The organism is Kitasatospora sp. NBC_01250, assembly GCF_036226465.1.
GTDB lineage: Bacteria > Actinomycetota > Actinomycetes > Streptomycetales > Streptomycetaceae > Kitasatospora.
The window spans coordinates 6,661,846-6,684,581 of sequence record NZ_CP108476.1 but is presented as its reverse complement, the minus strand read 5'-3'; the positions used below and the strand labels follow the sequence as shown (position 1 = coordinate 6,684,581).

Annotated in this window: 23 protein-coding genes, 1 tRNA gene and 1 pseudogene; 16 read left to right on the top strand and 9 right to left on the bottom strand. The window is 70.9% G+C overall.

The features are described 5' to 3' along the window. The first annotated feature begins 71 nt into the window (after nucleotides 1-71). Genes OG500_RS28330 through OG500_RS28315 form a run of 4 tightly spaced genes read left to right on the top strand, consistent with a single transcriptional unit; the run spans nucleotide 72 to nucleotide 4,421 of the window. On the top strand, nucleotides 72-1,001 hold the full coding sequence (locus tag OG500_RS28330; protein ID WP_327069678.1) for a branched-chain amino acid ABC transporter permease: 930 nt from the start codon (nucleotides 72-74) through the stop codon (nucleotides 999-1,001). Between the two features lie 19 nt (nucleotides 1,002-1,020). Further along, the gene (locus OG500_RS28325; protein WP_329584205.1) at nucleotides 1,021-2,808 is read left to right on the top strand and encodes a branched-chain amino acid ABC transporter permease; all 1,788 of its coding nucleotides are present in this window, start codon (nucleotides 1,021-1,023) and stop codon (nucleotides 2,806-2,808) included. Nucleotides 2,809-2,811: 3 nt separating this feature from the next. Then, on the top strand, nucleotides 2,812-3,705 hold the full coding sequence (locus OG500_RS28320) for an ABC transporter ATP-binding protein (protein WP_329584203.1): 894 nt from the start codon (nucleotides 2,812-2,814) through the stop codon (nucleotides 3,703-3,705). Then, nucleotides 3,702-4,421, top strand: coding sequence for an ABC transporter ATP-binding protein (locus tag OG500_RS28315; RefSeq protein WP_327069675.1), 720 nt, complete (start codon nucleotides 3,702-3,704; stop codon nucleotides 4,419-4,421). Before OG500_RS28320 ends, OG500_RS28315 begins: the two co-directional genes overlap by 4 nt. A gap of 89 nt (nucleotides 4,422-4,510) precedes the next feature. Here the strand turns inward: OG500_RS28315 and OG500_RS28310 are convergent, their stop codons facing one another. Then, nucleotides 4,511-5,176, bottom strand: a complete 666-nt coding sequence (locus OG500_RS28310; protein ID WP_327069674.1) for an ANTAR domain-containing response regulator — start codon at nucleotides 5,174-5,176, stop codon at nucleotides 4,511-4,513. Between the two features lie 98 nt (nucleotides 5,177-5,274). On the opposite strand from OG500_RS28310, the gene OG500_RS28305 reads away from it, so the two are divergent. Then, nucleotides 5,275-5,347, top strand: a tRNA-Leu gene (locus OG500_RS28305). Nucleotides 5,348-5,466: 119 nt separating this feature from the next. Continuing rightward, a pseudogene (locus OG500_RS38250) lies at nucleotides 5,467-6,057 on the top strand (transcriptional regulator). Nucleotides 6,058-6,072: 15 nt separating this feature from the next. On the opposite strand, the gene OG500_RS28295 reads toward OG500_RS38250, so the two are convergent. Next, entirely contained in the window at nucleotides 6,073-7,044 is a 972-nt protein-coding gene (locus OG500_RS28295; RefSeq protein WP_329584199.1) for a polysaccharide lyase family 7 protein, read from the bottom strand. Between the two features lie 68 nt (nucleotides 7,045-7,112). Beyond that, nucleotides 7,113-8,660 (bottom strand): FAD-dependent monooxygenase, encoded by a 1,548-nt coding sequence (locus OG500_RS28290; protein WP_329587783.1) that lies wholly within the window; start codon nucleotides 8,658-8,660, stop codon nucleotides 7,113-7,115. Between the two features lie 70 nt (nucleotides 8,661-8,730). Between OG500_RS28290 and OG500_RS28285 the strand changes: the two genes are divergently transcribed. Further along, on the top strand, nucleotides 8,731-9,381 hold the full coding sequence (locus OG500_RS28285; RefSeq protein ID WP_329584197.1) for a TetR/AcrR family transcriptional regulator C-terminal domain-containing protein: 651 nt from the start codon (nucleotides 8,731-8,733) through the stop codon (nucleotides 9,379-9,381). A 39-nt stretch (nucleotides 9,382-9,420) separates the two neighbouring features. Here the strand turns inward: OG500_RS28285 and OG500_RS28280 are convergent, their stop codons facing one another. After that, nucleotides 9,421-10,095, bottom strand: coding sequence for a TetR/AcrR family transcriptional regulator C-terminal domain-containing protein (locus tag OG500_RS28280; protein ID WP_329584195.1), 675 nt, complete (start codon nucleotides 10,093-10,095; stop codon nucleotides 9,421-9,423). Nucleotides 10,096-10,199: 104 nt separating this feature from the next. Here OG500_RS28280 and OG500_RS28275 point away from each other — a divergent pair, with 104 nt between their 5' ends. Next, nucleotides 10,200-11,693, top strand: coding sequence for an FAD-dependent monooxygenase (locus OG500_RS28275; RefSeq protein ID WP_329584193.1), 1,494 nt, complete (start codon nucleotides 10,200-10,202; stop codon nucleotides 11,691-11,693). A gap of 327 nt (nucleotides 11,694-12,020) precedes the next feature. Here OG500_RS28275 and OG500_RS28270 read toward each other — a convergent pair whose 3' ends face one another. From OG500_RS28270 to OG500_RS28260, 3 genes are read right to left on the bottom strand one after another with little or no spacing between them, the layout of a single operon-like run. After that, a complete protein-coding gene (locus OG500_RS28270) occupies nucleotides 12,021-12,233 on the bottom strand; it encodes a DUF397 domain-containing protein (RefSeq protein WP_329584191.1) in 213 nt (70 codons plus the stop codon). Between the two features lie 28 nt (nucleotides 12,234-12,261). Beyond that, nucleotides 12,262-12,663, bottom strand: a complete 402-nt coding sequence (locus OG500_RS28265) for a DUF5753 domain-containing protein (RefSeq protein ID WP_329584189.1) — start codon at nucleotides 12,661-12,663, stop codon at nucleotides 12,262-12,264. Next, nucleotides 12,630-12,890, bottom strand: a complete 261-nt coding sequence (locus OG500_RS28260; RefSeq protein WP_329587960.1) for a hypothetical protein — start codon at nucleotides 12,888-12,890, stop codon at nucleotides 12,630-12,632. The genes OG500_RS28265 and OG500_RS28260 overlap by 34 nt, the downstream gene beginning before the upstream one ends. 45 nt (nucleotides 12,891-12,935) lie before the next feature. On the opposite strand from OG500_RS28260, the gene OG500_RS38245 reads away from it, so the two are divergent. From OG500_RS38245 to OG500_RS28230, 5 genes are all read left to right on the top strand, one after another. Beyond that, on the top strand, nucleotides 12,936-13,460 hold the full coding sequence (locus OG500_RS38245; protein WP_442907167.1) for a hypothetical protein: 525 nt from the start codon (nucleotides 12,936-12,938) through the stop codon (nucleotides 13,458-13,460). Beyond that, entirely contained in the window at nucleotides 13,423-13,965 is a 543-nt protein-coding gene (locus OG500_RS28245) for a DUF6879 family protein (RefSeq protein ID WP_327069665.1), read from the top strand. Before OG500_RS38245 ends, OG500_RS28245 begins: the two co-directional genes overlap by 38 nt. Before the next feature lie 26 nt (nucleotides 13,966-13,991). After that, nucleotides 13,992-14,840: a helix-turn-helix domain-containing protein gene (locus OG500_RS28240; protein WP_327069664.1), complete on the top strand. Its 849-nt coding sequence runs from the start codon at nucleotides 13,992-13,994 to the stop codon at nucleotides 14,838-14,840. A gap of 133 nt (nucleotides 14,841-14,973) precedes the next feature. Next, entirely contained in the window at nucleotides 14,974-15,477 is a 504-nt protein-coding gene (locus tag OG500_RS28235) for a hypothetical protein (RefSeq protein WP_327069663.1), read from the top strand. 88 nt (nucleotides 15,478-15,565) lie between these two features. Then, nucleotides 15,566-16,231 (top strand): class I SAM-dependent methyltransferase, encoded by a 666-nt coding sequence (locus OG500_RS28230; protein WP_327069662.1) that lies wholly within the window; start codon nucleotides 15,566-15,568, stop codon nucleotides 16,229-16,231. 70 nt (nucleotides 16,232-16,301) lie between these two features. Here the strand turns inward: OG500_RS28230 and OG500_RS28225 are convergent, their stop codons facing one another. Further along, a complete protein-coding gene (locus OG500_RS28225; protein ID WP_329584186.1) occupies nucleotides 16,302-17,504 on the bottom strand; it encodes a damage-control phosphatase ARMT1 family protein in 1,203 nt (400 codons plus the stop codon). An 86-nt stretch (nucleotides 17,505-17,590) separates the two neighbouring features. Then, nucleotides 17,591-19,018: a pyruvate kinase gene (gene pyk / locus OG500_RS28220; RefSeq protein ID WP_329584184.1), complete on the bottom strand. Its 1,428-nt coding sequence runs from the start codon at nucleotides 19,016-19,018 to the stop codon at nucleotides 17,591-17,593. A gap of 285 nt (nucleotides 19,019-19,303) precedes the next feature. On the opposite strand from pyk, the gene OG500_RS28215 reads away from it, so the two are divergent. From OG500_RS28215 to OG500_RS28205, 3 genes are read left to right on the top strand one after another with little or no spacing between them, the layout of a single operon-like run. After that, on the top strand, nucleotides 19,304-20,470 hold the full coding sequence (locus tag OG500_RS28215; RefSeq protein ID WP_329584182.1) for a hypothetical protein: 1,167 nt from the start codon (nucleotides 19,304-19,306) through the stop codon (nucleotides 20,468-20,470). Next, nucleotides 20,470-22,170 carry a VWA domain-containing protein gene (locus OG500_RS28210; protein ID WP_329584180.1) on the top strand — a complete coding sequence of 567 codons (1,701 nt, stop codon included), beginning with the start codon at nucleotides 20,470-20,472 and terminating at the stop codon, nucleotides 22,168-22,170. Before OG500_RS28215 ends, OG500_RS28210 begins: the two co-directional genes overlap by 1 nt. After that, nucleotides 22,157-22,708 carry a hypothetical protein gene (locus tag OG500_RS28205; protein WP_327069657.1) on the top strand — a complete coding sequence of 184 codons (552 nt, stop codon included), beginning with the start codon at nucleotides 22,157-22,159 and terminating at the stop codon, nucleotides 22,706-22,708. The genes OG500_RS28210 and OG500_RS28205 overlap by 14 nt, the downstream gene beginning before the upstream one ends. Nucleotides 22,709-22,736 lie beyond the last annotated feature (28 nt).

Here is a 22,736-nt window from a genome sequence, read left to right as displayed (position 1 = left end):
GTGCGGGCGCCGCAGACCCCCGTGGCCCGCGCGCACCCACGCGACGTCAGCACAGCGACCTGGAGGCTGCGGTGCACACCCTGCCGCAACAACTCGCCAACGGCCTGTTCCTAGGCTCCACTTACGGGCTCATCGCCATCGGATACACGATGGTCTACGGCATCGTGCAGCTCATCAACTTCGCCCACGGCGAGATCTTCATGACCGGCGGCTTCGGCGCGCTCACCGTCTGGCTGGTCCTGCCGCACGGCACCAGCCTCTGGCTCGCCCTGCCACTGATGCTCATCGGCGGCGCACTGACCTCCGTCCTGATCGCGCTGGGCGCCGAGCGGTTCGCCTACCGGCCGCTGCGCAACGCCCCACGGCTGGCCCCGCTGATCGCCGCGATCGGCCTCTCGCTCGCCCTGCAGCAGGCCGTGCACAACCTCTACCCCAAGGCCACCAGCCCCCGCACCTTCCCCCAACTGGCCGCCGGACCCTGGCACCTGGGCAGCATCCGGATCCAGGCCGGCGACCTGTTCACCGTCCTCGCCGCCCCGGTCTGCATGATCGTCCTGGCACTGTTCGTCCAGCGCTCCCGCACCGGACGCGCCATGCAGGCCACCGCCCAGGACCCGGACACCGCCCAGCTGATGGGCATCGACACCAACAAGATCATCGCCGCCGCCTTCGCCATCGGCGCCCTGTTCGCCGCCGTCGCCGCCGTCTGCTACGGCCTGCGCTACGGCGAAGTCGACTACAGCATGGGCTTCGAAGCCGGACTCAAGGCCTTCACCGCCGCCGTCCTCGGCGGCATCGGCAACATCTACGGCGCCATGCTCGGCGGCCTGGTCCTGGGCCTGGCCGAAGCCCTCGCCACCGCCTACGTCTCCGACATCCCCGGCATGCAGCAACTGGGCGGCGGCAGCTGGGCCTCCGTCTGGGCCTTCGTGCTGCTCATCCTGGTCCTGCTGCTACGACCACAGGGACTGCTCGGCGAACGCGTCGCGGACCGGGCCTGAGGCCGAAGGAGAAGCAGAGATGACCACCAGCCCCACCACGGCCGCCCTGCGCCGCACCGCCACCGCCGCACTCGCCCGGCTCCAGGGCACCGTCCCCGCCCCCGTGGCCCGCGCCCTGATCGCCGCCGGCGGCGTCCTCGCCATCGCCTCCGCGTTCCTCTCCTGGACCTGGACCGCCCGCTTCCCCGGCGACCTCACCGTCACCGGCTACCCCGGCGGCCTGCAGTGGCTCACCATCGCCACCGCCGCCCTGCTGCTCCTCCAACTGCTCGGCGCCCACGGCGTGCCGGTGCTGCGCGCCCTGGCCCCGCACGGCCACACCGCGCCGCTGCGCCTGCTCGCCCTGGCCACCCTCGCCACCACCTGGTTCACCCTGATCGCGATCGCCGCCGAACTCGGCGGCCTGGCCAACCTGACCACCGGCGGCTGGATCGCCGGCATCACCGTCCTGCCCGCCCTCTACGGCGCACTCGCGCTGCCCGACGAGCAGCGCACCACGGCGCGCGCCGCCGCACCCGCACCCGCACCCGCACCCGCCTGGATCGAACGCCTCCAGGTCACCCTGCTCGCCGCCCTGGGCCTGGCCGTCTTCACCTACGGCATCGACACCGCCTACGGCGAACTCTTCGAGGGCTTCCTGATCGCCGTCGCCCTCAGCGCCGCCGCCTACCTCAAGGGCGGACTCCTCGAACACCTGGCCACCCTGCTCCAGCGCCAGCGCCCCTTCGCCCTGGCCGCCGGCTTCGTGGCCGCCGCACTCTTCCCGCTGACCCAGAACAACGACCACGACGCCAACGTCGGCGTCAACATCCTGATCTTCGCCACCGTCGCACTCGGCCTCAACATCGTCGTCGGCCTCACCGGCCTGCTCGACCTCGGCTACGTCGCCTTCCTCGGCGTCGGCGCCTACACCGCCGCCCTCGTCTCCGGCTCGCCCTACTCGCCCTTCCAGCACGCCGAAGTCCCCTTCTGGGCCGCCGCCCTGATCGGCGCCGCGGTCTCCCTGGTGTTCGGCGTACTGATCGGCGCCCCCACCCTGCGCCTGCGCGGCGACTACCTGGCCATCGTCACCATCGGCTTCGGTGAGATCTTCCACATCACCGTGCAGAACCTCGACGGCACCTCCGGCCCGAAGATCACCAACGGCCCCAACGGCATCCCCGCCATCCCCGACATCAGCCTCTTCGGCCTCGACCTCGGCACCCCCCACCAGCTCGGCTCCATCACCATCGGCCGGTTCGCCAACTACTTCTTCCTGATGCTGATCGTCACCCTGATCGTCATCGCCGTCTTCAGCCGGGCCGGCAACTCCCGCATCGGACGCGCCTGGATCGCCATCCGCGAGGACGAGACCGCCGCCGAGGCGATGGGCATCAACGGCTTCCGCACCAAGCTCACCGCCTTCGCCCTCGGCGCCTCCCTCGCGGGCCTGGCCGGCACCGTCAGCGCGCACGTCACCTACAGCGTGGTCCCCGACCCGTACGTCTTCGCCGGCTCCACCCCGCCCAACTCCGCCTTCCTGCTGGCCGCGGTGGTCCTCGGCGGCATGGGAACCGTCAGCGGACCGCTGCTCGGTGCCTCGCTGCTCTACCTCATCCCGGAGAAGCTCTCCTTCCTGCAGAACTACCAACTGCTCGCCTTCGGCGTCGCGTTGATCCTGCTGATGCGCTTCCGCCCGGAGGGCATCATCGCCAACCGGCGCCGCCAGCGCGAGTTCCACCAGGACGATGCGGCAACCCCCGACCTGCCCGCCCAGAGCGGCGGTCCTGGCACCGGCAAGCTGAACCTCGACACGGCAGGGGCGTGACCGATGAGCACCACCACCGCGACCACCCTGCTGGACGCGCGCGGCGTCACCATGCGCTTCGGCGGCCTGACCGCCGTCAACAACGTCGACCTCACCGTCGGCGAAGGCGAGATCATCGGTCTGATCGGCCCCAACGGCGCCGGCAAGACCACCTTCTTCAACTGCCTCACCGGCCTCTACGTGCCCACCGAGGGCACCGTCAGCTACCGCGACAAGGTGCTGCCGCCCAAGCCCCACCTGGTCACCCAGGCCGGCATCGCCCGCACCTTCCAGAACATCCGGCTCTTCGCCAACATGACCGTGCTGGAGAACGTCCTCGTCGGCCGGCACAGCCGCACCAAGGAGGGCCTCGTCTCCGCACTGCTGCGCGGCCCCGGCTACCGGCGCGCCGAAGCCGACAGCCGCGAGAAGGCGATGGCCCTGCTCGAATTCACCGGCCTCGCCGACAAGGCCGACCACCTGGCCCGCAACCTCCCCTACGGCGAGCAGCGCAAACTGGAGATCGCCCGCGCCCTGGCCAGCGAACCCGGCCTGCTGCTGCTCGACGAACCCACCGCCGGCATGAACCCCCAGGAGACCCGCGCCGCCGAGGAACTCGTCTTCGCGATCCGCGACCGGGGCGTGGCGATCCTGGTCATCGAGCACGACATGCGCTTCATCTTCAACCTGTGCGACCGGACCGCGGTGCTGGTCCAGGGCGAGAAGATCGTCGAGGGCGACCGCGAACTCGTCCAGAACGACGAGCGGGTGATCACGGCATACCTGGGCGAACCGCTGGTCACCGAAGCTGCCGGAGCTGCTGGAGCCGTCGATGCCGCTACCGACGCAGCCGTCGACGCCACTACCGACGCCGCCGCCGATGCCGCTCCCGACGACACCACGGAGAACCCCGCATGAGCAACGCCCTCCTGGACGTCCAGGACCTCCGGGTCGCCTACGGCAAGATCGAGGCCGTCAAGGGCATCAGCTTCACCGTCGCCGCCGGCGAGGTCACCACCCTGATCGGCACCAACGGCGCCGGCAAGACCACCACCCTGCGCACCCTCTCCGGCCTGCTGCGCCCCACCGCCGGCAGCATCACCTTCGACGGCCAGGACCTCGCGACCGTCCCCGCCCACCGCATCGTCGCCCTGGGCCTGGCCCACTCCCCCGAAGGCCGGCACATCTTCCCCCGGATGACCATCGAGGAGAACCTGCTCCTCGGCGCCTTCCTGCGCAAGGACCAGGCCGGCATCACCCAGGACGTCGAGCGCGCCTACACGCTCTTCCCGATCCTCGGCGAACGCCGCAAGCAGGCCGCCGGCACCCTCTCCGGCGGCGAGCAGCAAATGCTGGCGATGGGCCGGGCCCTGATGTCCCGGCCCAAGCTGCTGATGCTGGACGAGCCGTCCATGGGCCTCTCGCCGATCATGATGCAGAAGATCATGGCGACCATCGTCGAGCTGAAGGCCGCCGGCACCACCATCCTGCTCGTCGAGCAGAACGCCCAGGCCGCCCTCTCCCTCTCCGACCACGGCTACGTGATGCAGACCGGGCGGATCGTCCTCACCGGGACGGGCGCGGAACTGCTGCGCGACGAGTCGGTGCGCAAGTCCTACCTCGGCGAGGACTGAGCCAAGGACTGAGCCCGTACACGCCGAGGGCCGGCCACGCGAGCGTGACCGGCCCTCGGGGCGGACCTGCTTCCGTCCTGCCTACCGCGCTACTTCCCGCTCTGCTCCCCGGCGGAGTCGGCGCTCTTCTTGTCCTGCGCCGCACCCTCCTCGATCACGGCCTCCGCCACGGCGGCCATGGTCATCCGGCGGTCCATCGAGGTCTTCTGGATCCAGCGGAAGGCCGCCGGCTCGTTCAACCCGAACTTCGTCTGCAGCACGCTCTTCGCCCGGTCCACCAGCTTGCGCGTCTCCAGCCGCTGGGTGAGGTCGGCGATCTCCTGCTCGAGCGTGCGCATCTCGGTGTACCGCGAGACCGCCATCTCGATCGCCGGCACCAGGTCGCTCTTGGAGAACGGCTTGACGATGTACGCCATCGCCCCCGCATCCCGCGCCCGGTCCACCAACTCCCGCTGCGAGAACGCGGTCAGCATCAGCACCGGCGCGATCTGCGCCTCATGGATCTGCTCGGCGGCGGACAGCCCGTCGAGGATCGGCATCTTGACGTCCAGGATGACCAGGTCGGGCCGCAACTCCTCGGCCAACCTGAGCGCCGTCGCCCCGTCCCCGGCCTCCCCGACCACGGTGTAGCCCTCCTCCTCGAGCATCTCCTTCAGGTCGAGACGGATGAGCGCCTCGTCCTCGGCGATGACAATTCGGGTGATCTGGGGCGAGTCGGTCTCAAGCGCCTGGGGCTGCTCGTCGGCGGTGCTCACGGGACTCCTCGTTCCGGCGGGGGGTGCATGCACGAGGGTACCTAGACCCTGTATGTTTGAGATTCGCAGGGTCGAGGGGAACCTTCGATTCAACGGGCGCCCCGGTAGCCCAGCGGGAGAGGCACGGTGCTCAAACCACCGACAGCGTGGGTTCGAATCCCACCCGGGGCACTTTTCCTTTGATTCGAAGGTTATCAGGATATTCGAACAGTCGCCGATCTTCGTGCATCCGGGTGATCTTTCTCGGCTTTTTGGTGCCAATCGGCATAATGCCGTCGATCCTCGGCCGTATGTACGACCAGGCCACTCGCTCACGCGCCATCGCGCTGCACCGCTCAGGCCTGACCCTCAGTGAAGTCAGCCGAGCCACCGGCATCTCGCGCCACTCCCTCCGGCAGTGGACCCTCAACGGCACCGCCCCGAGCGCCCGGATGACCGCCGAGTGCCCGGTCGCATCGGGCAGCCTATGGCGTGCTGCGCGTCCCGGCCCCCGGTTGCACGTCGGTGGTGAGCACCAGCAAGCACTGGCCCTGCCTCTTCCCCCAGCACGGCCCCGGCAAGAAGCACGAGCACCCATCATCCTCGCGCCGTGGCAGCAGGGGATCGTGGACGCCCACCCCTGGGAGCTGCTGCGTGGCCTGATCCACTCCGACGGTTGCCGGATCGTCAACTGGACCACCCGGGACAGCAAGAGGTACGAGTACCCCCGGTACTTCTTCACCAACACCTCCACCGACATCCTGCGCATTTCCACCGACACCCTCGACGCCGTCGGCGTCCAGTGGAAGGCCGCCCGCCGAGCCAACGGCGCCGTCAACATCTCCATCGCCCGCCGCGCCTCCGTCGCCCTGCTCGACCAGCACATCGGCCCGAAGTACTGACCACCCCGCAGCTGGTCAGCTCACGCCGACCCCGAACACCGTGAGCCGCCCGCCCCCCGTGTGCGAGGTGGCGGCGTCGTCCTGCTCGTAGTCGCCGGCCATGAAGCGCACCAGGTGCCCGCTCCAGGCCGGCGGCACCGGAATGGTGACCGGGGAGCCGGCCTGGCAGCCGGGGGTGCCGGCGCAGTCGCCGGTGAAGGTGAGGGTGCCGTTGCCGTTGTCGGTCACGGTGTAGCCGAACGGCGTCCCCAGCCGGACCCCGCTGAGCAGGTGGTACTTCAGGATCTTCTCGCCGGCCGGCGCGGGCCCGACCGATCCCTCGCTCTTGGGCACCGTCTCCAGCGTCACCCCGACACTGTCGCCCTGGACGGCCAGCATGACGAAGGGCGCGGCCTCGTCGGCGTCCGTGCCGTGGATCTGTCCGATGGTGATCTCGTGCGACACCTCCGGCAGTTGGCCGACGGACAGGCTCTCGGTCAGGTGGTGGCAGGCGGTGCCGGGGGTGAACGTCCCGAGCGCGGCCAGCTCGGTGCGGGAGTGCAACGAGTGCGCGGTGGTGGCACCACCGGCGGGGGCCCAGAAGGTGAGGCTGCCGCCGGGGCCCTGGGTGAGGTAGGGGTCGGTGGGCCGGGCGGGGGTCAGTTGCTCGGCCGCCTTCGGATCGCCGGGCTTCGCGACGGGGAGGATCAGCTGCCAGGCGTTCAGGTCGACCGGGGTGACGGCCGGGCCGGCGCCGGACGCGGGCGCAGCCGTCGTGCAGCCGCCCGCCGGAGCCGTCGTGGCTGCGGTCGGGGCTGTGGTCGGGGCTGTGGTCGGGGCCGCGGTGGGGGCCGACGCCGCTGCCCGGTGGTGGCCGCTGGCCCCAGCGGCCCCACCAGACCCACCCGTCCCACCGCACCCGCTCAGCAGAAGCGCGCCGGCCACGGCCGCCGCCGCCCCGCCTGCCCGGGCTCGGGATCGGGCCGTGGCACGCTGGGTGTCCGTCATGTGGGGGGGGTCCTTCCGGATGCGATCGATCCCTGCGCCCGTCATGACGCACCGAGGCGGCCCCCGGTTCACACCTCCGCGGCCACGACCCCCACCGGTGCCGCCGCCCCCGCCACTGGCGTCACCACTGTCGCCGCCACCGCGTGTCGCGCGGCGGTGAGCAGTGCCTGCGGGTCCGTCTCCCGGCTCAGCCAGGCCAGGTGTCCGTCGGGGCGGACCAGGGCCGCGCTGACCCCGGGCCAGTGGGCCCGGCCCTCGACCGGCGGCGCGCTGTGCACGTCCAGGCCGGGGCCGGTGCGGTGGGCGAGCGCGGCAAGCGGGGCCGGCGGAGCGAGGTCGCCACCGAGCCGGCCGGTCAGGTCGAGCAGCACGAAGCGCCCGGGACGCAGCAGCCCGAAGAGGCTGCCCGTGCCCGCCAGTGCGAGGTCCGGTGCGCGGGTGCCGGTGAGCGGGTGTGCCGCCGCGCTGGCCGCCGGCGGGTAGGCGACCGCGAGTCCGGCCACCCGGTTGGCCAGCTCGGTGGAGAACTCCCCGACCGTGGTGATGAGTTCGCCGATCAACTCGCGCAGGGCCAGCGTCTCGGGGGTGTAGCTGGTCATGAGTCCGGTCTGTGCCCGGGTACTGCGCAGCAGTTCGGCGCCGACCGGGTGGCGTTCGGTGTGGTAGCTGTCCAGCAGCCCGGCGGGGGCGGTGCCGGAGAGCGTCTGGGCGAGCTTCCAGCCGAGGTTGGCGGCGTCCTGGAGGCCGACGTTGAGTCCGGGGCCGCCGGAGGGGAAATGCATGTGCGCGGCGTCGCCCGCGAGCAGCACCCGTCCCTTGCGGTACTGGGCGGCCTGTCGGGTGGCGTTGCCGAAGCTGGAGAGCCAGCCGGGGTCGCGCATGCCGAAGTCGGTACCGGCGATCCGGCGGACCTTGGCGCGCAGTTCCTCGAAGGTGGGCGTGCCGGGGCGGGTGCGGACGCTCTCGGCGTCGTTGCCGACCACCCGGTGCACTCCGCCGGGCAGGGGCCAGACCATCACGGCGCCCTGGGCGTTGGAGACGGAGCGCCGGTGGGGCGGTTCGTCGAGGACGACGTCGGCCATCCAGGCCCAGGCGGTCGCGTCCGTGCCGGGGAAGTCGATCCCGGCTGCGGTGCGCACGGTGCTGCGCGTGCCGTCGCAGCCGACGAGGTAGGCGGCCCGCAGGTGCCGTTCGCCCTGCGGCCCTTCGACGTCCACGGTCACCGCGTCGCCGTCCTGGGCCAGTCCCGTCACCCGGTGGCCGCGCAGCAGGCGGACGCCGACCGCCTCGGCGTGCGCCGCCAGCAGTGCCTCGGTGCGGGCCTGCGGGAGGGCGAGGGTGAACGGGAACGGCGTGTCCAGTTCCGTGAAGTCCATCCGGTCGGGGAGGGCGGCGAAGTGTCCGCTGGGGATCTTGAGTCCCTCGGCGAGGAACGGCTCCACCAGGCCTCGGCAGGCGAGCAGTTCGAGGGTGCGCGGGTGGAGGGTGAGGGCCCGGGAGTGCGGGTCGGGTTCGGTGCGGCTCTCCAGCACGGTGACCGGGATGCCGTAGAGGCGCAGTTCGGCGGCAAGCCAGAGGCCGACCGGGCCACCTCCGGCGATGACGACCTGTTCCATGTGCTGCTCCATGATCCGCTCCCCTTTTCTTGGTCGGTGACCAATGGCGTGCCTTCAGTAGACTAGGTCAGTGACCAAGAATCAAGCCCAGCCCTCCCCCCGGACCCGACTGGACCCGGACACCGTGGTGCGCGCCGCCCTGGAGCTGCTGGACGAGAAGGGCGCCGACGCGGTCTCGGTGCGCGGCACCGCGGATCGGCTGGGCGTGCGGATGAACACCGTGCTGTGGCACGCCAAGACGAAGGCGCGCCTGCTGGAGCTGATGGCCGAGGCGATCGTCGGCGGGATCTCGCTGACGGAGCTGCCCGAGCCGTGGCCGGACCGGGTGGCCGAGCTGGCCCGCCGCTACCGGCGCTGTCTGCTGGCCCATCGCGACGGCGCGGCCATCGTCGCGGGTACGTACGCCGCCGAGCCGGCGACGCTGGGCTTCGCCGACGTCGCGATCGAAGCCCTGCTCGGCGGCGGGCTGGACGAGCGGCAGGCGGCCTGGGCGTTCTGGAGCATCCAGTACCTGACGCTCGGACTCACCCAGGAGGAGCAGTCGCTGGCCGCGCAGGGCGACGGCGAGCACTCGCTCACCGGTGCGCTGGCCGCGGGGAGTTACCCGTCACTGGCGCGGGTGGCGGCCCACCTGGAGGACACCGCCTTCGACGAGCGCTTCGAGTTCGGCCTCTCGCTGATCCTGCGCACCCTGGAGACACTGCCGCACGCGCGCCCCTGACCGGCCCCCGTCCCGCGCGCGGGACCTCGATGTGCTCCCTCAGGCCTCCCCCTCGGCCACCCCCACCACCGTCGCCACGCCCGGGTGCGTCGCCGCGATCCCGGCCACCACCATCGCGAGCCCCCGCTCGAACCGCTCCTCGAACCCCGTGAAGAGCCCCTTCCCGGCGCCGGCCGCGAGCGGGAGCTCCGGGCCGATCCGCTCGGCCCGCGCCGCCACGTCGAAGTAGGGGTCGCTCTCGCCGGGCACGGGGTGGACCGCCTGCTCCTCGACGACGAAGCCGATGGTGAAGGCGTAGGCGGTCGACGAGACGAGCACGGCCTCGTCCAGCGTGAAGCCGGCCGCGCACAGTGCGCCGAGGTGGCGATCGAGCTGGACGGCGTGGTCGTTGCCGACGAAGCGGGTGCCGCTGAAGACCTTCGCACCGTCCCGGTACCCGAGCAGCGCCCGGCGCAGCGTGCGGGCGGAGGCGGTGATCCACTCCTGCCAAGGGGCGTCCGCCGCGGGCGGCGGCGTGGCGGCCATCCGCCGGTGGATCTCGGTGGCCATGGCGTCGAGCAGCGCCTGCTTGTTGGCGAAGTGCCAGTAGAGGGCCGGCGCCTGGACGTCCAGCTCCTTGGCGATCCGTCGCAGGGTCAGGCCTTCGAGGCCGGTCTCGTTGAGCAGCCGCAGCGCCGTGTCGGTGACCTGGTCGGGGTCGAGTTTGCTTGCCACCGCCCCATCCTCTCAGGCCGGCGAGCCGGAGCCCCATTGACAACTTAACACCGTTAAGCCGACACTGGGCGAGCTCGAACTTAACAACGTTAAGGAGACGGCTCATGACTCTTCCCTCCGCACAGCCCGAGGCCCTGCCGCCCGACGCCCTCGCCGACGTGCTGGTGGTGGGCGCCGGCGCGACCGGACTCGCCCTCGCCTGCGACCTGGCCAGGCGCGACGTGCGCGCGCTGGTCATCGAGCAGCAGGACGGCCTCTTCCCCGGCTCGCGCGGCAAGGGTGTCCAGCCGCGCACCCAGGAGGTCTTCGACGACCTCGGCGTGATCGACGCGATCCGGGCCGCCGGCGGCCGGTACCCGAAGATGCTCACCTGGCGGGGCGACCAGCCGGTGCGGGAGTGGGACCTGATCGCGCAGGACGCGACCGAGCCCGGCACGCCCTACCCGGCGCCGCTGATGATCCCGCAGTGGCGCACCCAGGAGATCCTGCACGAGCGGCTGCTGCAGCTCGGCGGCTCGGTGGCCTTCGGCACCCGCCTGGCGGAGTTCACCCAGGACGCCGAGGCGGTGACCGCCGTCCTGGAGTCCGCCGACGGCGACCGGCGCACCGTCCGCGCCCGTTACCTGGTCGGCGCCGACGGCGGGCGCAGCACCGTGCGGCGGGCGCTCGGCATCGCGATGGACGGCGAGACGGTCGACCCCCGGCCCGCCCTGGTGGCCGACGTGCGGATCGACGGCCTCGGCCGCGGCAACTGGCACGCGTGGCCCGAGGCGCCCGAAGGTGCGCTGCTGCTCTGCCCGTTGGCGGGCACCGACCTCTTCCAGCTCTTCGCCCAGTACGCCACGGGCGAGCCGGTCCTCTCCCTGGACGAGGTCCGGCGACTGATCGGCGAGCGGACGCCGCTCGACCCCGAGGCGGTGCGCGAGGTGCGCTGGGCCTCCGACTTCCGCCCCCGGGCCGCCCTGGCCGACCGGTACCGGGCCGGGCGGGTCCTGCTGGCCGGTGACGCCGCGCACGTCCACTCACCGGCGGGCGGGCAGGGGCTCAACACCGGCGTGCAGGACGCCTACAACCTCGGCTGGAAGCTCGGCCAGGTGCTCCGGCACGGCGCCCCGGACTCCCTGCTGGACAGCTACGAATCCGAGCGCCGCCCGGTCGCCGCCGACGTCCTGGGCCTGAGCACCAGGCTGCACCGGGCCGGGCGCAGCGGCGACCCGGTCTCCGTGCAACGCGGCAAGCAGACCTCACAGTTGGGCGTCGGCTACCCGGACAGCCCGCTGACCGCCGAGCGTCGCACCGGCCTGCCCGAGGACGCGCTGCGCGCGGGCGGGCGCGTGCCGGATTTCGAACTCCCCGACTCCACAAGGCTCTTCGACCTGCTACGCGGCCCGCACTTCACCCTCCTCGCGGTCGCGACCCCGGCACCTGCCACCCACCCGGGCATCCTGACCAGGGAGTTCGCCGCCCTGGATCCCCTGTCCCCGGGCCTCTACCTGATCCGCCCGGACGGCTACCTGGGCCTGGCCACCCGCGACGCGGCCGACCTGGCGGACTACCTCGCCCTGGTCTCCGGCCAGCATGCAGGCAGGGCCATGTGACGATACGTCAGCTTCCTATTCCGGACCTCCGCTGACCACGACCGACGACCGGAGGCCGACCTCACCACGGAGACTTCCCTGGGCAGCCACCGATGGCCACGACGAATGCCGAGCCAGCCGCCCAACTGCAGGACCACAGTCCTTGGAAGCGCGGTCCTGACGGAACGGCGAGCGGAACGGCATCTGCCACACCTCGAACAGCCGGACCGCGCGGGGGATCTTGCGACCAGGAAAGCGGAGCGCCCGCGCCGTGAAACGGCGCGGGCGCTCCGCCCTGCACAGGACACGAGCCTCGAACGCGCAAGAGGTTGCTACCCACGAGCCTTTTCAGCCACCGGCCGGGAAGCCCCCGGTACGCACGCCCGCCAGGAACAACCGCCACGCCTCGGCGCTGAACACCAGTGCGGCGCCATCCGGATCCTTGGAGTCGCGGACCGGCAGCAGCCCGGGGAGACCGTCAGCGACCTCGATGCAGTCGCCGGAATCGCCACTGAAGGTGCTCTTTCGCCACCGGGCGCCACGGAAGTTCTGAGTGAGCATTCCTGATACCTCTCAACTGTCCTAGCGGTTAGAGTTCTTGCTTGACCCTAGTGATCATGTCGAGGCTCTCGGTAGGGCTCAGGGCAGCCGATCGCAGCGAGTCGAAGGTAAGCGTGTAGGCGTCCGTCTCCTCTGGCGTCTCCATGTACAGGGTGCCCGTCCGGTGCTCCACGCACACGACATCAGAGAACGCTGGTGTCGGGAAGCTGAACAGCACGAACGACCCCATGACACCGGCATGAGCTCCGGCGCTGAGTGGCAGCACCTGGAGTTCGACCACCTCGGCCAGCTCCTGGAGAGCTCCGAGCTGAGCTTTCATGACCTCAGGTCCGCCCACTTGAGCCCGCAGCGCAGCCTCACCCTCGATGACACAGACGCGAGGGGCGCTATCGGCGGTCAGGATCTCCTGCCGCTGCATGCGAACCGCCACCAGCTCCTCCACGCGATGCGGAGCGATCCGGGTGGGTGAGGCTGGAACGAGCGGATGTAGTCAGCCGTCTGCTCGTAGTCGATGTAGTCCGCGTAGGACGGCAGCGCTATTCCCACACGCTGGGTCCAGCCCCGCTCACCACTCCGGCGAGCGAGATCCACCAGGTTCTCCACATAGTCGGTGTCCGCCACCCCGTAGAACGAGAGCAGGTCCCGAAGTTCGCTCATGGACAGCGGCAGACGAGCATTCTCGATTCTGCTGATCTTCGTACGATGGCAGCCGATTCGCTCAGCCGCCTCCTCTGGCGTCCTGCCGGCCTGCCCACCCACCGGGGGCGCAGAGGCGCGGGCGCGCGCCTGAAAGTGCGCAACAGCGAAGGCTGGCGGGACTGCACCCCCTGCGCCGAGCCACCCGTCCATCACTACGGACTGGAACGGGCTTCTCACCGTGAGCACTTGACGTTCCGGCAAGCCTGCGACACCGTAGCGCAAACACGTAGAAGCGACCTGTCATCGGAGGACGCCACGTCGCTACTGTTCACTGGCATTGACCCGAACACCGGCGGTGGCGGCTCGCCGACGGTGTGGGTGGACGACGAGAACTGGGACATCCTGGTGCAGAGCACCACCGCCGACGGCGCCACCATCACCAAGATCGGCGACACCGAATGGGTTCCCGGGCACGCCAAGGGTGTGCCCGCCCACGAGTCCGTGATCCGGATCCCGTCCCGTATGGTGCCGATCTTGAGGAAGGCGTGCGATGTTGCAGAGCAGCGAGCAGCCGCAGACGGTTCCTGACTTCGCAGCGCTGCTGCGGAGGGCGACCCGATCGGCCGCCCACCTGGAGATGCGTGACCTTTACAGCGTCGGCGACGAGTCCGAGATCATCAGCAAGTTCAAGCGCACTGGAAAGGCCGCTCTCGACCCCACCGACCCTTACTGGGCCGAATGGCTGGGGATCGTGCGGGAAGCCGTCGGGCGCGGTGTCGTGATGCGCCGTGCCCGGATCGTTTCCGAGCCGGTCACCGACTACATCCGGTGGGAACACGCCGTCACACCGTTGAACTTGAACGCCGGCGAACAGGTCCGCTGGCTGCCCCGTCGGCTCTCGTCCGACATCGCGCTTCCCGGCAACGACTTGTGGCTGATCGACGACCGTCTGATCATGTTCCACTGGTTCACGGGTGATGGAGACTGGGCCGGCCACGAGTTCAACGAGGACCCGGCCACGGTGAAGATGGTGACGGATGCCTTCGAAGCGGTGTGGGCACGCGCCATCCCGCACGACCAGTACGCCGTCTGACCCTCCGAGCACCGGACAGCCCGCCCATGGCCACCCTGCCGTCATCCAGCGCCCAGGGCGCCCGCGAAGCGGTCGCCTCACGCCTGCGTGAACTGATGCTCGACGCCGGCCTCAGGGGCCAGGAGCTGGCTGCCCGGTGCGGGTGGAACCCGTCGAAGACCTCCCGCATCGTCAACGGCATCACGCCCCCGTCCGAGGGCGACATCCGGGCGTGGTGCACGGCGTGCGACGCCGACGACCAGGCGACCGACCTGATCGCCACCTCACGTGCCGTTGAGTCGATGTACATGGAGTGGCGACGACTCCACCGCACTGGGCTGCGCCGGACACAAGAGGACTTCTACACCCGGCACAAGGAAGCCCAGATCTGTCGCGTCTACGTCTCCAACGTGGTGCCGGGGTTCTTCCAGACCCCGGGCTATGCGACCGCACTGCTGAAGTCGATCACCCAGTTCCAGGGAACACCTGATGACGTGTCCGATGCGGTCGCCGCCCGCGTCGCCCGCTCCCGCTTCCTGTATGAAGGCGGGCACCGCTTCGCCGTCGTCATGGAGGAAACGGTGCTGCGGCACCGACTCGGTGACGCGGCCACGATGGCCGGCCAACTTCGGCATCTGCTCGCGGTGATGCCGCTCGCGTCCGTCTCCCTCGGGATCATCCCGTTCGGCGCCGAGCGGACCGTGTGGCCGCTCGAAGCCTTCTATCTCTACGACGACCGATCCACCCTGGTGGAGACGCTGACCGCAGAGATCAACGTCAGGCAACCACGCGAGATCGCCGACTACGTAAGGGCGTTCACTCAGCTGTCGCACTCTGCCGTGTACGGAGATGCCGCACGCGAGCTGATCCATTCAGCGTTGACCGCCCTCGGGTGAATCCGTGCAATCACGTAGAAGTCTGTGGCGGGTGCGCGGGCTTGCTCCCTACCGTCGACCTCGTCGCCCGGAGTAACGGACTGGGAGCTCAGGGGGACGCACCGCTCGACGACACCGAGAGGGAGCACTGATCGTGACCATCACCACCTTGGACAACCCCACTGCCGTGCGCACGCGGGATCCTCGTGAGCTGCTGAACGCTGTGCAGCCCCACGTCCAGCACCTGAGCATCAATGTGCTCGACTCCGGCATGACCATCTGGGACCGCGAGGTGGCGCTGCTGCTCCGCGACGAGGTCATGGTCCGGGACCTGGCCGAGCGGATCCTGGGCAACGCGATCATGTATGTGGTCGCCTCCATGGAACACCCCGAGGTCCACCTTGGCGTGGGCAAGATCGTGGACATCGGCGTTCACCAGGTCATCCTCGACACCCCCGTGTACTTCGCCCTGTGCGAGCTGTACAACGGCAGCGCCTACAAGCACCACGCGCCGTTCATCCAGCGCCGCAACGACGGGACCGTCGCCAGCACCGCCGACTTCCTGCGCTCGATCGGATTCGACCCCGACGACGAGTTGTGGGCCCGCGACGGCGCCGAGTGCTCCCCGTGTGACAGCAAAGTCCCTGACAGCCACTGATGGCTGACGGATCGTTCAAGGGGAGGGGCTCCACAGGCTAGGCCACGGCGGAGCCCCTTCCATTCCCACCCGAGTGAGGAAACTCCCGTTGCCGACCGCTCCGCACAACCTCGACCACGAACGGCAGCTCTGGGACACCTACGCCGAGTCGGCGTTCACGGACGACTTGGAGCCGGCGTTCGGGTGGACGCAGTACCGCGACCACCCCGGAGCCCCGGGGCCGGAACTGCTGGGCGATGCCGGGTCGGTTCTTGAAATCGGGTGCGGCACCGGCCGCGCCCTGGCCCACCTCGCTCAGCGGGGCGTCAAGGGCACCGGTGTGGACCTGTCCAGGGTGATGGTGGAGCGCGCCAGCGAGCAGTGGGAGCAGCTCGGGGTGGAGTTCGTCCAGGCGGAGATCCTGGAGTACCTGGGTAACACAGGGCAGCGGTTCGACGCCGTGTACTCCATCTTCGGCGCGGCCTGGTTCACCGACCCCGAGCGCCTGTTCCCGCTCGTGGCCGCACACCTGAGCCCGAGTGGCGTCTTCGTCTTCTCCCAGCCACCGGCCATTCCCGGCGCGTACGGGCCGCAGGGCATGTACAAGGGCGGATTCGCCGGGCCGGCGATGTACACCTACCGCTACAGCTACGAACCGGCGGGCTGGACGCGCTTCCTCACCGAGGCCGGGTTCGTCCACGCGGACGTCCGCGTGATCACCGCCCCCACCCCGGGCCACATCGGCACACTGATCGGCCGCGCCGTACGCCCCTGAGCAACACGTGAGCGCCCGGCACATCCGGCCACTCTGCGCGGGCGCCGGCGGACCCGTCATGGACTGCCACCTAGCAGTGAACCTGAACGACCCCGTAGGCGCCGCTGGTCCGCCACTTCTCCCCCGTGGCGTCCAGCCTCGCGACCACGGGAGCATCAAGTCCGACGACGACGTCCGACTTCAACGTGCGCAGCGCCGCCACCGGGGACGGGAAGTGGCCGGCCCGCTCCCCGAACGGGGTCGTGGGGTCCCAGAGCTGGTCCCCCACCAGGCGGCGGTAGTTGAGGTCGCCCTTGACGAGGGTCAGCGTGGCGCCGGAGAGTTCGGCCCTGAGGTCGGCGGGCATGGCGTGGAACGGGAGCGGTGCGCTGAAGAACGGGTGGGTGCGGACCACGAGGGCGCCGCTGTTCATCGCCTGCCAGAGCCGGCGCCCGATCCGCTCCGCCTCCCGATCCGCCTCCTGCCCTGCCTGCTGCCCCGCTTCCGGCCCCGGCGCGGTGCGAAGGCGGCGGACGGTCGCGAGGACGTCGGCCGTCGTCGCGTCCGACACGTAGTACGGGGAGGGCTTGACGTACAGCACCACCTCGGCGGCCTGCCCGCTCACCAGGAGGTGGTCGATCAGGACCAGGTCGGGCAGCAGCTCCCGCCCGGCGTTGTCCGCGATCACGCAGACCTTCGGGCTGCCCGCGGCGGCGAGCGCGGACCACAGGAGCGCGCTGTCGTCCGCGATCAGGGCCGAGGAGTGGCCGGCGTCCCCGCGCGAGGCCGTGATCTGGAAGCTGAGGTCCGCCCGGTTCCCCCAGAGCGCCGACCCGAGCAGCGCCTCTCCCCGCTTGTCGGCCGCGAGCGCGACCAGTTCACCCAGCGCTGCCAACTCGGCATCGACCGCGGGGCCGGCCAGTTCGGCGTCCTTGAACGGCGCGAACGGGTCGATGCCCTGCCACGCTCCGGGGCGGAAGTAGCCGGTGGCTTCGAGCAGTCTGCGGTAGAAGTAGCTCTCGGCCCACAGGAAGGGCGCTTCACCCCACGGCCGCCCGAACAGGCCCTGGCCCCACTGCAGCCACTGCTCGTGGTCGTGGGCGTCCGGGCCGAGCGGCTCCAGCACGCCGCCGGTGCTCTCGGCGAGGAGCTCCTCGATCGCCGCCCGCTCGGTGGGCCCGTACGGCAGCGCGTCGAGCACCTGTCGGATCAGCTTCGGGTGCCGCTCGTGGAAGACGCTCCAGGCGAAGGAGCCGGGTGCGTCACTGCGGATCACGGGCGCGGTGGTGGGCATGCGCGGACCGTATCAGCCTGGTCGGCGGCGGTGCTCGAAGACCCGCACGGGGGTGCCCGCTCGGCGGACACCCCCGTCCGGGAGGGTCAGTTGTCCAGCTCTCCCACGTGGTGCACCCGCACCAGGTTGGTCGAGCCCGCCAGTCCGGGCGGGGAGCCCGCCGTGATGATGACGATGTCGCCGCGCTGGCACCGCCCCAGGCTGAGCAGCGCGCTGTCCACCTGGGCGACCATCTCGTCGGTGGTCGGCACGAACGGGCCCAGGAAGGTCTCCACGCCCCAGGTGAGCGCCAACTGGCTGCGCACGGAGGGCTCGTAGGTGAAGGCCAGGACCGGGATCGGGGAGCGGTAGCGGGTCAGCCGGCGGGCGGTGTCGCCGCTCTGGGTGAAGGCGATCAGGTACTTGGCGCCCAGGAAGTCGCCGATCTCGGCGGCGGCCCGGGCGACCGCGCCGCCCTGGGTGCGGGGCTTGTTGCGCTCGGTCAGCGGTGGCAGGCCGGCGGCCAGCACCTCCTCCTCGACCGCCTCGACGATGCGGCCCATGGTCTTGACCGTCTCGATCGGGTACTTGCCCACCGAGGTCTCGCCGGAGAGCATCACCGCGTCGGCCTGGTCGAGGATCGCGTTGGCGACGTCGGAGGCCTCGGCCCGGGTGGGGCGCGAGGCGTGGATCATCGAGTCGAGCATCTGGGTGGCGACGATGACCGGCTTGGCGTTGCGCTTGGCCAGCTTGACCGCGCGCTTCTGGACCAACGGCACCTGTTCCAGCGGAAGTTCGACGCCCAGGTCGCCGCGGGCGACCATGATGCCGTCGAAGGCGCTGACGATGCCCTCCAGGCCGTCCACCGCCTGGGGCTTCTCGATCTTGGCGATGACGGGGAGGAAGCGGCCCTCCTCGCGCATCACGGTGTGCACGTCCTCGATGTCCTTGCCGCTGCGGACGAACGAGAGTGCGATCAGGTCGGCGCCGACTCGCAGGGCCCAGCGCAGGTCGGCGACGTCCTTGTCGCTGAGCGCGGGCACCGAGACGGCGACTCCGGGCAGGTTGAGGCCCTTGTGGTCGGAGACCAGGCCGCCTTCGATGACGATGCAGTGGACGCGCAGCCCCTCCACCCGGGTGACTTCGAGGCAGACCCGGCCGTCGTCGATCAGGATCCGCTCCCCGCGCGAGACGTCGCCCGCGAGGCCGGAGTAGGTGGTGCCGCAGATCTCCTTGTCGCCGGGGACGTCGTCCACCGTGATGGTGAACTCGTCGCCGCGTTCGAGGAGTACGGGGCCTTCGGCGAAGGTGCCCAGGCGGATCTTCGGGCCTTGAAGGTCGACCAGGATGCCGACGCTGCGGCCGGTCTCGTCGGAAGCCTTGCGGACCCGGCGGTACCGTTCCTCGTGTTCGGCCTGGGAGCCGTGGCTCAGGTTGAAGCGGGCGATGTCCATGCCGGCGTCGACCAGGGACTTGATCTGGTCGTACGAGTCGGTGGCCGGCCCGAGAGTACAGACGATTTTTGCTCGGCGCATGGTCCGAGCGTATGCACTACCCGTGCGTAACAACGACGCTCCGACGGACCGTCACATGTCCACTACCAGAAGCTTCGTTGAACTTTCCGACGCAACGCGACCCTGCGTGATCGAATCCGCGGTCGGCCAACGGCCGCCGCGTCGGCGGTGCCACGGATGCGGATCCGTGAAGGCCTGTTCACCCCTGGTTCACCGAGGCGTCGGCCGGCGCTCGACCCCCGGCGGGAGGCTCTGCACCCGAGCCGCGACGGCCCGGGGTGGCGACGGGGAACGGGGAGGGGCGCCATGGGACGACGGCTGCTCGGGCTCATCGTGGCACTGGGACTGGTGATCGGTGTCCTGGTGCTGGTCCAGCAGCAGCACCGGCCGCCCAAGCCCGGCCCGCAATCGTCGGCCACGGCCGGCACCATCGCGCTCACCGGCCTGATCGGCTCCGAGAAGAGCGACTTCTTCACCTCCGACCAGGTCCGGCAGGCCCTGCGGGCCAAGGGGCTGGCGGTCTCGGTGCGCACCTCGGGCTCCTGGCAGATGGCCGACGAGGCCAGGGCCGAGCCGCCCGGCGCGGCCTTGGGCCCGGCTTCCGGTCCACCGCCCGGCTCGGCCTACGACTTCGTGATCCCGGCCAGTTCGGTGGCCGCCAAGGCGATCGGCACCCCGATCACCACCACCCCGGTCCGGCCGTTCTACTCCCCGCTGGTGGTGGTCACCCACCAGCAGACCGCCCAGTTCCTGAAGGGCGTGGGCCTCGCGTCGCCGGACGCCGACGGCGTCTGGACCTTCCACATGGCGCAGTACCTGACGGACGTCCAACAGCACCTGGGCTGGGGCGATCTGAAGGGCGCCACCCCGCCGCCGGACCTCGCCGGGAAGATCTACATCGCCACCACCGACCCGAACACCTCCTCCTCCGCCTCGCTCTACCTGGCGGTGATGTCCTACCTGGCCAACGGTGACCAGGTGGTGTCGGATCAGAGCGGAATCGACCGGACCGCATCGCTTCTGCGCTATCTGATGGCCAATCAGGGTGCCCTGCTCGCCAGCAGCGACCAGTTGTTCCGGGACTTCGTGGCCGGCACCGGCAAGCCGCTGAGCTGGACCTACGAGTCCGAGGTGGCCGAGCAGGCGATGAAGGGCAAGCTGCCCGGCGACATGGTGGTGCTCTATCCGGATATCGGCATCACGAGTGACCACACCGTGGTGGAGTTGACGCCGAAGGCGGACGCGCTCGCCCAGGCGCTGCTGAACGACCCGGCACTGATCAGCCTGGAGGCCCAGTACGGGTTCCGGCCCACCGCCGATCCGCAGGCGATGGTGGCGGCCCTGAAGGCCAAGGGGCACGCCCAGGGCTTCCTCGCCGACCTGACCTCGCTCGGCTCCCAACCACCGCCGCCGACCACGGACATCCTGCAGAAGATCGTGGCGGCGGCCTCCCCGGCAGGAGGTGGCAACTGATGAGCCAGGAACCTTCGAGGCTCACCCGCCGCCGGCTGGTCGGCGCGCTGGCGCTGGGCCTGGCCGCTGCGACGACCGGATGTGACAGCGGCGGGGGCGCGAAGCCGCAGCCTGGCCCGGCCCGCAGCACGGCCACCGCAGCGACGCCGAGCCCCACCGGGCCGTCGCCCACCGGCGCCCCGTACACCCTGCGGGTGCTGGCGGGCAGCGAACTGCAGGACATGCAGCCGGTGCTGGACGACGTCCGCAAGGCCACCGGCGTCACCGTCACGCTCAGCTACACCGGCACCCTGGACGGCGCCCAGACGGTCGCCGGCGGCAAGGCGGACGGGAACTACGACGCGATCTGGTTCGCCTCCAACCGCTACCTGCGCCTGGACCCGACCACGGCCGGCAAGCTCCTCTCGGACACCTCGGTGATGGTCTCCCCGGTGGCACTCGGGGTCCGCTCCTCGGTGCTCACCGCCCTGGGCTGGGATCCGGCGGGGACCACCTGGTCGCAGGTGGGCGCGGCGGTGGCGGCGGGCATGCTGACCTTCGGCATGGCGGACCCCTCGCAGTCCAACTCGGGCCTGTCCGCGCTGATCGCGCTGGCCTCCGCGTTCTCCGGGGCGCAGGCGGCGCTGACCCAGGACGACGTGGCCAAGGCGGCCCCGGCGCTGCACGCGTTCTTCGCCGGGCAGAAGCTGACCTCGGGCTCCTCGGGCTGGCTGGCCCAGGCCTACCAGCGCACGGCGCAGGGCGGTTCGGGCGAGCAGGTGGGCGCGCTGGTGAACTACGAGTCGGTGCTGCTCTCGCTGAACCGCACGCTGCCCTCCAGCGGCCAGCTGACGGTGATCCGACCGACCGACGGGGTGGTGTCGGCCGACTACCCGCTGACCCTGCTGAGTTCGGCCGGCGCCGCGGCCGTGGACGCCTTCTCCCGGCTGACCACCGAGCTGCTGCGCCCGGAGATCCAGCGCGAGCTGTCGGACGTCACCGAGCGGCGCCCGGTGGTCCCGGGAGTGGCGCCGGGGCCGGGGCTGGGCGCCGACCGGCGGCCCGAACTGCCCTTCCCCGGCAGCCGGGCGGTGGCGGACGCACTGCTGGCGGCCTACCAGAACCAGCTGCGCCGCCCGTCCCGGACGGCGTACGTGCTGGACACCTCGGGTTCGATGCAGGGGGCCCGGCTGGCCGCGCTGCAGCAGGCGCTGGAGCAGCTGACGGGCGCCGGCGGCAACCTGGTGGCGAACGGGTTCCGGGAGCGCGAGGAGGTCACGCTGATCTCCTTCGCGGACGGCGTGAAGTGGCAGCACACGCACCAGATCCCGGCCGACGCCCCGCAGGCGGCGCTGGCGGCGATCACAGCCGATGTGCAGAGCCTGACGGCCGAGGGCGGCACCGCGATCTACAGCACGCTGGAGCGGGCCTACCAGCTCCTGGCCCAGCAGCAGGCGGCCGAGCAGGACGACCGGTTCACCTCGATCGTGCTGATGACGGACGGCGAGAGCAACGAGGGCGCCTCGGCGGACGACTTCACGGCGTTCTACAAGAAGCTGCCGGCCTCGGGCCAGGCGGTGCCGGTCTTCCCGATCCTGTTCGGCGAGGGCGCCAAGCAGCAGCTGCAGGGGATCGCCGACCTCACCGGCGGCAAGCTGTTCGACGCGCTGACGGACGGCTCGCTGGGCGGCGTCTTCGAGGAGATCCGTGGCTACCAGTGACCGGCGCGGCGCGCTGCCGGCCTGGTTCGGCAGCCGCGCGCACTACGCGGGCAGCGGCGGGGCCGTGCTGGGTCTGGTGGTCTCGCTGGTGGACGGGCTCGGCCCGGTCGGGGTGGCGGTGGTCGGCGGGCTGTACGCAGCGGGCGCACTGGTCGCGCTGGTGATCGCGCCACCCGCACCGCCTCCACCGCCTCCACCCCCGCCGCCTCCCCCGCCGCCGCCTCCCCCGCTGCTGGACGAGCTGGCCGCCCAGCGCGAGCGGGTGGCGCTGTCCCGCTGGCCGGAGGCGAGCATCGTCCGCGCGGAGCAGCTGCTGGAACAGCTGGCCGACCGCCTCGGTGCACCCGCCGGCCACCCGGCCGAGGAGCTGCACGAGCTGAACGGGCTGGTGGACGCCACGGTGACCGCCCTGGACCACTACGAGCGCGACCGCTGCTGGGCCCGCCTCGAACCGGCCGACCCGCCGCCCGAGAGCCGCTTCGGCGAGCGGCTGGAGGCGGTGCTGGCGCGGCTCGGGCAGCCCGCCGCCCAGGCATGAGGAGCCGGCACCCCGCGCCTGCGGGGTG

Bases quoted from the DNA above. Each gene is read 5' to 3' on its own strand.
- OG500_RS28315 (WP_327069675.1), top strand. From the start codon at position 3,702: ATGAGCAACGCCCTCCTGGACGTCCAGGACCTCCGGGTCGCCTACGGC.
- OG500_RS38245 (WP_442907167.1), top strand. From the start codon at position 12,936: ATGGCAGCCGATTCGCTCAGCCGCCTCCTCTGGCGTCCTGCCGGCCTG.
- OG500_RS28270 (WP_329584191.1), bottom strand. From the start codon at position 12,233: ATGCTCACTCAGAACTTCCGTGGCGCCCGGTGGCGAAAGAGCACCTTC.
- OG500_RS28295 (WP_329584199.1), bottom strand. From the start codon at position 7,044: ATGACGGACACCCAGCGTGCCACGGCCCGATCCCGAGCCCGGGCAGGC.
- pyk (WP_329584184.1), bottom strand. From the start codon at position 19,018: ATGCGCCGAGCAAAAATCGTCTGTACTCTCGGGCCGGCCACCGACTCG.
- OG500_RS28275 (WP_329584193.1), top strand. From the start codon at position 10,200: ATGACTCTTCCCTCCGCACAGCCCGAGGCCCTGCCGCCCGACGCCCTC.
- OG500_RS28240 (WP_327069664.1), top strand. From the start codon at position 13,992: ATGGCCACCCTGCCGTCATCCAGCGCCCAGGGCGCCCGCGAAGCGGTC.
- OG500_RS28290 (WP_329587783.1), bottom strand. From the start codon at position 8,660: ATGGAACAGGTCGTCATCGCCGGAGGTGGCCCGGTCGGCCTCTGGCTT.
- OG500_RS28245 (WP_327069665.1), top strand. From the start codon at position 13,423: ATGTTGCAGAGCAGCGAGCAGCCGCAGACGGTTCCTGACTTCGCAGCG.
- OG500_RS28260 (WP_329587960.1), bottom strand. From the start codon at position 12,890: ATGAGCGAACTTCGGGACCTGCTCTCGTTCTACGGGGTGGCGGACACC.
- OG500_RS28210 (WP_329584180.1), top strand. From the start codon at position 20,470: ATGAGCCAGGAACCTTCGAGGCTCACCCGCCGCCGGCTGGTCGGCGCG.
- OG500_RS28215 (WP_329584182.1), top strand. From the start codon at position 19,304: ATGGGACGACGGCTGCTCGGGCTCATCGTGGCACTGGGACTGGTGATC.
- OG500_RS28320 (WP_329584203.1), top strand. From the start codon at position 2,812: ATGAGCACCACCACCGCGACCACCCTGCTGGACGCGCGCGGCGTCACC.
- OG500_RS28325 (WP_329584205.1), top strand. From the start codon at position 1,021: ATGACCACCAGCCCCACCACGGCCGCCCTGCGCCGCACCGCCACCGCC.
- OG500_RS28225 (WP_329584186.1), bottom strand. From the start codon at position 17,504: ATGCCCACCACCGCGCCCGTGATCCGCAGTGACGCACCCGGCTCCTTC.